Genomic DNA, 8,466 nt, shown 5'->3' on the forward strand with positions numbered 1-8,466 from the left:
AGGCGAGACAGTCATCGTCACTGCCGGAGGTCTCTTCCGCCCGTCGGGCCAGCGCCCCGGGGTGCCACGACGGGCACCCGTGATGACGGGGTCGGCTGTCGAGGAATACTCCCCTCCGCTGCCAACGAGAGTAACAGCAATCCCAAGGGAAGGTAAAGAAGGTAAAGAACCGCGCGGAGCGGGCTGCTGGACCGGCTACGCGGCCGGCTACAGGAACGGCTCGATCGCCGGCAGCAGGTCCTGGAAGGTCCGCCCCTTCGCCGGCGCGCCGATCGCCTGCATCTCCCAGCCGCCATCGCCGTCCCGGACCACCTTGGCCATGATCTGCCCGGTGTGCGGCCCGCCGCCCGCCAGCTCGTAGCGGGCCAGCTCCAGCCCGGTGGCCTCGTCCACCAGCCGGCAGTGCGCCCTCTGCACCTCGGCGAAGGTCTGCCCGGTGTACGAGCTCACCGTGAACACCACCTGGGTGATGTTCACGGGCACGTGCACCAGGTCGACCAGGATCGCCTCGTCGTCCTCGGCCCCGGAGCCGCCCTCCAGGTTGTCGCCGGTGTGCCGCACGGAGCCGTCGTTGCTCTCCAGGTGCGAGAAGAACACCACGTCGGACGGGGTCCGCTCGGCGTACAGCAGCGCCGAGGCGTCCAGGTCGATCTTCCGGGTGCGGCTGCCGAACAGCCCGCGCTTGGGGGCGGCCTGCCAGCCGAGGCCCATCCGGACCACGGTCAGGGCGCCGCCCTGCCCCTTCTGGAGGCTGACCCGCTGCCCCTTGGCCAGGTTCACCGACACGACGTTGTCCTCTCTGCCGGCCGCGCGGTCACAGCCGAGCGGCTCCACGGTGGAACACCCCGTCGCCGTCCCCCGGCTGAGGCCCCCTCTGCGTACGGCCCGCAAACCCCGTCCCGAGGGCACGATGCCGCAGGCCAGCCTAGGGCCTGCGGCACCCCGGGCTCCCCCGGGTCTGCCCGTTTGTGGCAAGGCTGAGACACCCGCGGACTTGACCGGTGTCATTCCGGCCAGGCCCGGCGCCGTACGGGTGCGCCCGGCGGGTGCGCCCCCGCGGGTGCGGCTACGCCACTCCGGCCTCGCGCATCTGCCGCAGCTCCCGCTTCAGCTCCTTGACCTCGTCGCGCAGCCGGGCCGCGACCTCGAACTGGAGGTCGGCGGCGGCCGTGTGCATCCGGTCGGTCATCTCCTGGATCAGGTCCGCCAGTTCGGCGGCCGGCAGGGACTTGGCCGGCTTGCGCTCCGCCCCCAGCGCCGGGACCGGGGCCTTGCCCTTGCCCTGGTTCCGGTAGCCGGTGGAGAGCAGCTCGTCGGTGTCCACGTCCTCGCGGGCGAGGGTGTCCAGGATGTCGCCGATCTTCTTGCGCAGCGGCTGCGGGTCGATCCCGTGCTCCTTGTTGTAGGCCTGCTGCACGGCCCGGCGGCGGTTGGTCTCGTCGATGGCCTTCTCCATCGCGGGGGTGATCTTGTCCGCGTACATGTGGACCTGGCCGGAGACGTTGCGGGCCGCGCGGCCGATCGTCTGGATCAGCGAGGTGCCGGAGCGCAGGAAGCCCTCCTTGTCCGCGTCCAGGATCGCCACCAGCGACACCTCGGGCAGGTCCAGGCCCTCGCGCAGCAGGTTGATGCCGACCAGCACGTCGTACCGGCCCGCCCGCAGCTCGCGCAGCAGCTCCACCCGGCGCAGGGTGTCCACGTCGCTGTGCAGGTACCGGACCCGGATGTCCAGGCCGAGCATGTAGTCGGTGAGGTCCTCGGCCATCTTCTTGGTCAGCGTGGTGACCAGGACGCGCTCGTCCCGCTCGACCCGCTTGCGGACCTCGTGCACCAGGTCGTCGATCTGGCCCTCGGTCGGCTTGACGATCACCTCGGGGTCGATCAGACCGGTCGGGCGGATGATCTGCTCGACCTGGCCGTCCCCGCGCGACAGCTCGTACGGGCCGGGCGTCGCCGACAGGTAGACCGTCTGGTCCGTCCGCTCCAGGAACTCCTCCCACTTCAGCGGACGGTTGTCCATCGCGGAGGGCAGCCGGAAGCCGTGCTCGACCAGGGTGCGCTTGCGCGAGGCGTCGCCCTCGTACATCGCGCCGATCTGCGGGACGGTGACGTGCGACTCGTCGATGACCAGGAGGAAGTCCTCCGGGAAGTAGTCGAGCAGGGTGTTCGGCGGGGAGCCGGGCTCGCGGCCGTCGAAGTGCATCGAGTAGTTCTCGACGCCCGAGCAGGTGCCGATCTGGCGCAGCATCTCGATGTCGTAGGTGGTGCGCATCCGCAGCCGCTGGGCCTCCAGCAGCTTGCCCTGCTTCTCCAGCTTCGCGAGCGTCAGCGCCAGCTCCGCCTCGATGCCGTTGACCGCGCGCTCCATCCGCTCGGGGCCGGCCACGTAGTGCGAGGCGGGGAAGACGTGGACCGAGTCGTCCTGGCTGATGATCTCGCCGGTGAGCGGGTGCAGGGTGTACAGCGCCTCGATCTCGTCGCCGAACATCTCGATCCGGACGGCGAGCTCCTCGTAGACCGGGAAGATCTCGATGGTGTCGCCGCGGACCCGGAAGGTGCCGCGGGTGAAGGCCACGTCGTTTCGGGCGTACTGGATGTCGACGAAGCGGCGCAGCAGCTCGTCCCGGTCGATCTCCTCGCCGACCTTGAGCCGCACCATCCGGTCCACGTACTCCTGCGGGGTGCCGAGGCCGTAGATGCAGGAGACCGAGGCCACCACCACCACGTCCCGGCGGGTGAGCAGCGAGTTCGTCGCCGAGTGGCGCAGCCGCTCGACCTCCTCGTTGATCGAGGAGTCCTTCTCGATGTAGGTGTCCGTCTGCGGGACGTACGCCTCGGGCTGGTAGTAGTCGTAGTACGAGACGAAGTACTCGACCGCGTTGTTCGGCAGCAGCTCGCGGAACTCGTTCGCCAGCTGCGCGGCCAGCGTCTTGTTCGGCGCCATCACCAGGGTGGGCCGCTGCAGCTTCTCGATCATCCAGGCCGTGGTGGCCGACTTGCCGGTGCCGGTGGCACCGAGCAGCACGACGTCCTTCTCCCCTCCCCTGATCCGCCGTTCCAGCTCGGCGATCGCCGCCGGCTGGTCACCGTTCGGCTGGAAGGGGCTGACGACCTCGAAAGGCGCCACGGACCGCTCAATACTCGTGATGGGACGCACCACTCAACGGTACGACCCACCACCGACAAGCGAGGCCGGTTCGATCAGGCCGCGTGGGCCTCGAAGCTCATGGCCGGCTCCCGGGCGGGATCGATCCGCACGACGGAGTCGAAGGCGGCGGCGAGTCGCTCGATCAGCGGAAGGGTCGGATCGACCCCGCTCTCCTCGATGCCCTCGACGGTCTCCTCGTCCAGCCCGGCCCGCTCGGCGAGCTCGGCGAGTGTCCACCCGAGCGCGGAGCGTCGGGCGTACACGGCCTCGGCCAGCGCCATCCGCCGCCCGGCCGCGCGGTACTCCTCGCTCTCCCGGTGCTCCGCCGGCACGGTCCAACGGGTGTGGTAGCCGCTGCTCATCGCTGCTCCTCCCGGTCGTAGATCTCGTGATCGGCGGCGGGCCCGTGCTCCGCCTCGCAGACCTTCTGCGCGCGGCGCGCCCGTTCGACCTGATCGGTCTCGCGGTTCCTAGTCTTGCGGAAGACCGTCAGCAGCACAGCCCTCCGCCCCGGCGCGAGCCAGTACGTGATGCGCATGGACCCGATCCGCAACTCGCGCAGCGGGCCGCCCAGGTGGCTCGCCAACGGGAACGACAGCGCCTCGCCGTCCTCGGCGAGGCGGTCGGCGGCGCGTTCGGCCGCCCGGTACTCGACGGTCGGGCAGTTCTGGAGCCACACCCGCACCTCGGGCTCGATCTCGATCCCGTAGCCCGCCCTGGACTCGTCACCGGTCATGCCTCTCCCCCTCGCTCGGCAGTGGGAACAACTGCCGGGCGAGGGGGAGGGTCACGGGTCAGGCCTTGGCGCTGTCCCGGGCGAGGGCGACCAGGCGGGAGATGGCGCGCAGGTACTTCTTGCGGTAGCCGCCGCGCAGCATCTCCTCCGGGAAGACCTGGTCGAAGGGGAGGCCGGAGGCGGTGATCGGCAGCTCGCGGTCGTACATCCGGTCGGCCAGCACGACCAGGCGCAGCGCGGTGGACTGGTCGTCGATCTGGCGGACGCCGCGCAGGCAGACCGCGGCGACGTCGTCCAGCAGCGCGCCGTAGCGGCTGGGGTGGACGGCGGAGAGGTGGGCGAGCAGGGCGTCGAAGTCGTCCAGCGAGGCGCCGGGGGTGCGGGCCGCGGCGGCCGTGACGGCCTCGTCGGTGTACGGCGGCGGGGCGTCCGGCAGGCCGCGGTGGCGGTAGTCCTGGCCGTCGATCCGCATCGGGCGGAAGTGCGCGGACAGGCCCTGGATCTCGCGCAGGAAGTCGGCGGCGGCGAAGCGGCCCTCGCCGAGCTTCTCCGGCAGGGTGTTCGAGGTGGCGCACAGCTTCACGCCGTTGTCGACCAGCCGGCCGAGCAGGGTGGAGACCAGCACGGTGTCGCCCGGGTCGTCGAGCTCGAACTCGTCGATGCAGAGCAGCGTGTGCCCGGAGAGGGTCCGCACGGCCTGCTGGAAGCCGAGCGCGCCGACCAGGTTGGTCAGCTCGACGAAGGTGCCGAAGGCCTTGGGGCCGGGGGCGGCGTGCCAGAGCGAGGCGAGCAGGTGGGTCTTGCCGACGCCGTAGCCGCCGTCGAGGTAGACCCCGGCCGGGCCGGTGGGCGCGGGGGCGGAGCGGCGGAACCAGCTGCGCTTGGGCGCGGAACCGTTTCCTCCGCCGAGGGTCGCCGCGAACTGCTCCAGGACCTGGACGGCCTCGTACTGGCTCGGCTGGGTCGGGTCCGGAATGTACGTCCCGAAGCTCACGTCGGCGAACCGGGGCGGCGGGACCATCTCGGCGACCAGCCGCTCGGCGGGCACGACGGGTCGGCGGTCGGTGAGCGCGATCGGGGAGCCGGAGGCGTGTGCGGCTGCTATCGGCTCGGTCGCGGTTGCGGAGTGGGAGGCTGCGGGCACATCAGTAGAGGGTACGCCTGCCCCGTACGCCGTCCGAACGACCCGCGGCCCCGAACGGCCCACGGCCCGCGGTGGAAGACTGGGGACATGCAACAGTTGATCAGCCCGCTGGGCGGGCGGCTCGCCGATCCGGCCGCACTGGAATCGCTCGCCGCCGTCTACGCGTACCCCGAACAGGTGAATCAGGGGCGCCCCTGGCTGCGCGCCAACATGGTGTCCGGCCTGGACGGCGGGGCCAAGCTGGACGGGCTGTCCGAGGGCCTCTCCGGCGATGCCGACAAGCGGATCTTCGGGGTGCTGCGGGCGCTGTCGGACGTGGTAGTGGTGGGCGCGGAGACGGTCCGCGCCGAGGGCTACCGGCCGGCCCGGGCCCGCAAGGAGTTCGCGGCGGCCCGGGCGGCGGCGGGGCAGGCGCCCGCCCCGGCGATCGCCGTGGTGAGCCGCTCGCTGGAGCTGGACCTGACCGCGCCGCTGTTCACCGAGCCGCTGGTCAGGACGGTGGTCGTCACCACCGAGGACGCCCCCGCGGAGCGCCGCCGGGCGGTCGCCGGGGTGGCCGACCTGGTGCTCGCCGGCACCGGTTCGGTGGACCTGCGGGCGGGCGTGGCGGCCCTGGCCGAACGGGGCTGGACCAGGCTGCTGACCGAGGGCGGCCCGCGCCTGCTGGGGCAGCTGGCGGCGGCCGGCCTGCTGGACGAGCTGTGCCTGTCGCTGGCTCCGCTGCTCACCGGCGGCGACGCGCCGCGCATCCTGCACGATGCCCGAATGCCGGACGTGCAGCGGATGCGGCTGGTCTCATTGATCGAGCAGAAAGGATTCCTCTTCACCCGCTACCTGCGTCACCCCGGTTCGGACAACCCCGTGACCCCCTGATCGTGATCCCGTTATGGGATGCCGGGGCCCGGGGGCCGGCCACTGGAAGGGACTCACGTGTTCAAGACGGTACTGATGATCGAAAAGGCTCTCTCCGACGCGGACGTGGAGCTCGTCACCACGCTCCACGGCGAGGAGAAGGTGTCCTTCGTCGTCCTGATGCAGCCGCGCGGCCGGCAGGACGAACTGCTGCGGGCGCTCGACGACGTCGCCCTCGGCCACCTCGACAAGGTGGTGCACGAGCACGACGAGTCCGAGAGCGGTCCGACCGTGGCCGGCGAGTCGCTGGAGCACAGCCTGCGCCACCTGCGCTCGGCCGGGGCCGAGGCGGTCGGCGAGCTGGTCGGGGAGAAGCCGCTGGAGCGGCTGCGCGCGGTCGTCGGGGAGCAGCGGGCGGACGAGGTCGTGGTGCTCACCTCACCGCACTTCGTGGAGGAGTTCTTCCACCGCGACTGGGCCTCCCAGGCCCGGCACAAGGTGGGCGTCCCCGTGCTCAGGCTCTTCGCCAGCGACTCCTGACCCGACCGGCCCGGCACGCCGGTGGTGCAGAATCGTCCTTGCGGTCCGCCCGCGAGGACGATTCCGTCTTCCCGACCCGTCCGCCCGCCCTGTCTGCCCCCGCCCCTACGGAGCCACGCCTTGAACGACGCCGCGCACGACCTGCACGCCCCGCACTTCATCGGCATCGGCGGCGCCGGGATGTCCGGCCTGGCGAAGATCCTCGCCGTGCGCGGGGCCAGCGTCTCGGGCAGCGACTCCAAGGAGTCCGAGACCGTCCTCGCGCTGCGCGCCCTCGGCGCCACCGTGCACGTCGGCCACGCCGCCGAGCACGTGCCGGACGGCACCAGCAGCGTGGTCGTCTCCAGCGCGATCCGGGCCGACAACCCGGAGCTGGTGGCCGCCCACGAGCGCGGCATCCCGGTGGTGCACCGCTCCGACGCGCTGGCGGCGCTGATGGGCGGGCGCCGGGCGCTGGCGGTGGCCGGCACCCACGGCAAGACCACCACCACCAGCATGCTCGCCGTCGCCCTCGGCGAGCTGGGCCTGGACCCGTCCTACGCGATCGGCGGCGACCTCGACGCGCCCGGCTCCAACGCCCACCACGGCACCGGCGAGATCTTCGTCGCCGAGGCGGACGAGAGCGACCGCAGCTTCCACAAGTACGCGCCCGAGGTGGCGATCGTGCTCAACGTGGAGCTGGACCACCACGCCAACTACGCGTCGATCGAGGAGATCTACGAGTCCTTCGAGACCTTCGTCGGCCGGATCGTCCCCGGCGGCACCCTGGTGGTCTCGGCCGACCACGACGGCGCCCGCGAGCTCACCTCCCGGGTGGCCGGCCGCGAGGGCCTGAACGTGGTGACGGTCGGCTCCGCCGAGGACGCCGACCTGCGGGTGCTCTCGGTGGTCGCCCACGGCATGACCAGCGAGGTCACCGTCCTGCTGGACGGCGCCGAGCTGAGCTTCACCGTCTCGGTGCCCGGCCGCCACTACGCCCACAACGCGGTGTCCGCGCTGGCCGCCGGCGTCGCGCTGGGCGTCCCGGCCGCCGACCTGGCCAAGGCGCTCGGCGCCTACACCGGCGTGCGCCGCCGCCTCCAGCTCAAGGGCGAGGCCGGCGGGGTCCAGGTGATCGACTCCTACGCCCACCACCCCACCGAGATGACCGCCGATCTGGAGGCCATCCGCGAGGGCCTGACCGGCGGGGGCCGGGTGCTGGTGGTCTTCCAGCCGCACCTGTTCAGCCGCACCCAGCAGCTCTCCGAGGAGATGGGCCAGGCCCTGGCGCTGGCCGACGCCTCGGTGGTGCTGGACATCTACCCGGCCCGCGAGGACCCGATCCCCGGCGTGACCAGCGAGCTGATCATCGACGCGGCCCGCCGGGCCGGCGCCGAGGTCACCGCGGAGCACTCCTTCGCCGCCGCCCCCGCCCTGCTGGCCGGCCTCGCCCGCCCGGGCGACCTGCTGCTCACCATGGGCGCCGGTGACGTCACCAACCTCGGCCCGGAAATCCTGCGGCACCTCGCGAACGTTGCTTCCAACGTCTGACGTACGTCCGTCCGACGTCCACCGCGACCGGGAGCCCGTGATGAGCTACGAGATCGAGAAGACCGAGGCCGAGTGGCGCGCCCAGCTCAGCCCCGAGGAGTACCACGTGCTCCGCGAGGCGGGCACCGAGCGGCCGTTCACCGGTGAGTACACCGACTCCAAGACCGTCGGCGTCTACGGCTGCCGGGCCTGCGGGGCCGAACTGTTCAGCTCCGAGACCAAGTTCGACAGCCACTGCGGCTGGCCGTCCTACTACGCGCCGCTGGCCGGGGACCGGGTCCAGTACATCGAGGACACCTCGCTCGGCATGCGCCGGGTCGAGGTGCGCTGCGCCCGCTGCGGCGGGCACCTCGGGCACGTCTTCGAGGGCGAGGGCTACGGCACGCCGACGGACCAGCGCTACTGCATCAACAGCGTCTCGCTGACGCTGAAGCCGGCCGAGATGTGGGGGCCGGGCGAGGTGGTGGTGAAGGTCGGCAGCACCAGGCTGAGGGTCGCGAGGGTGGCGATGCAGGC

General features: G+C 71.9%; 8 protein-coding genes and 1 pseudogene. 4 read left to right on the forward strand and 5 right to left on the reverse strand.

Features of this window, described 5'->3' with window-relative positions:
- Positions 1 to 207: 207 nt before the first annotated feature.
- The 5 genes from ACWDCZ_RS11240 to zapE form a co-directional block, all read right to left on the reverse strand.
- Positions 208 to 786: a TerD family protein gene (locus tag ACWDCZ_RS11240; protein ID WP_049649603.1), complete on the reverse strand. Its 579-nt coding sequence runs from the start codon at positions 784 to 786 to the stop codon at positions 208 to 210.
- A gap of 280 nt (positions 787 to 1,066) precedes the next feature.
- Positions 1,067 to 3,157, reverse strand: a complete 2,091-nt coding sequence (gene uvrB, locus ACWDCZ_RS11245) for an excinuclease ABC subunit UvrB (protein ID WP_049649602.1) — start codon at positions 3,155 to 3,157, stop codon at positions 1,067 to 1,069.
- Positions 3,158 to 3,201: 44 nt separating this feature from the next.
- On the reverse strand, positions 3,202 to 3,510 hold the full coding sequence (locus tag ACWDCZ_RS11250) for a helix-turn-helix domain-containing protein (protein WP_359817162.1): 309 nt from the start codon (positions 3,508 to 3,510) through the stop codon (positions 3,202 to 3,204).
- Positions 3,507 to 3,884 carry a type II toxin-antitoxin system RelE/ParE family toxin gene (locus tag ACWDCZ_RS11255; protein WP_074001680.1) on the reverse strand — a complete coding sequence of 126 codons (378 nt, stop codon included), beginning with the start codon at positions 3,882 to 3,884 and terminating at the stop codon, positions 3,507 to 3,509. Before ACWDCZ_RS11255 ends, ACWDCZ_RS11250 begins: the two co-directional genes overlap by 4 nt.
- Before the next feature lie 58 nt (positions 3,885 to 3,942).
- The gene (gene zapE, locus ACWDCZ_RS11260) at positions 3,943 to 4,989 is read right to left on the reverse strand and encodes a cell division protein ZapE (protein ID WP_241852830.1); all 1,047 of its coding nucleotides are present in this window, start codon (positions 4,987 to 4,989) and stop codon (positions 3,943 to 3,945) included.
- A 126-nt stretch (positions 4,990 to 5,115) separates the two neighbouring features.
- Between zapE and ACWDCZ_RS11265 the strand changes: the two genes are divergently transcribed.
- The 4 genes and pseudogenes from ACWDCZ_RS11265 to msrB all read left to right on the forward strand — a co-directional run.
- Positions 5,116 to 5,901, forward strand: coding sequence for a pyrimidine reductase family protein (locus ACWDCZ_RS11265; protein WP_074001682.1), 786 nt, complete (start codon positions 5,116 to 5,118; stop codon positions 5,899 to 5,901).
- Positions 5,902 to 5,958: 57 nt separating this feature from the next.
- Positions 5,959 to 6,420, forward strand: coding sequence for an indole-3-glycerol phosphate synthase (locus ACWDCZ_RS11270; RefSeq protein ID WP_107086353.1), 462 nt, complete (start codon positions 5,959 to 5,961; stop codon positions 6,418 to 6,420).
- Between the two features lie 120 nt (positions 6,421 to 6,540).
- Positions 6,541 to 7,950, forward strand: coding sequence for a UDP-N-acetylmuramate--L-alanine ligase (gene murC, locus ACWDCZ_RS11275; RefSeq protein WP_074001683.1), 1,410 nt, complete (start codon positions 6,541 to 6,543; stop codon positions 7,948 to 7,950).
- 40 nt (positions 7,951 to 7,990) lie between these two features.
- A pseudogene (gene msrB, locus ACWDCZ_RS11280) lies at positions 7,991 to 8,392 on the forward strand (peptide-methionine (R)-S-oxide reductase MsrB); the annotation flags it as partial.
- Positions 8,393 to 8,466 lie beyond the last annotated feature (74 nt).

It is taken from the genome of Kitasatospora sp. NPDC001225 (genome assembly GCF_053597855.1).

Coding starts and splice junctions, on each gene's coding strand:
- ACWDCZ_RS11250 (WP_359817162.1), bottom strand. CDS start 3,510: ATGAGCAGCGGCTACCACACCCGTTGGACCGTGCCGGCGGAGCACCGG.
- ACWDCZ_RS11265 (WP_074001682.1), top strand. CDS start 5,116: ATGCAACAGTTGATCAGCCCGCTGGGCGGGCGGCTCGCCGATCCGGCC.
- ACWDCZ_RS11255 (WP_074001680.1), bottom strand. CDS start 3,884: ATGACCGGTGACGAGTCCAGGGCGGGCTACGGGATCGAGATCGAGCCC.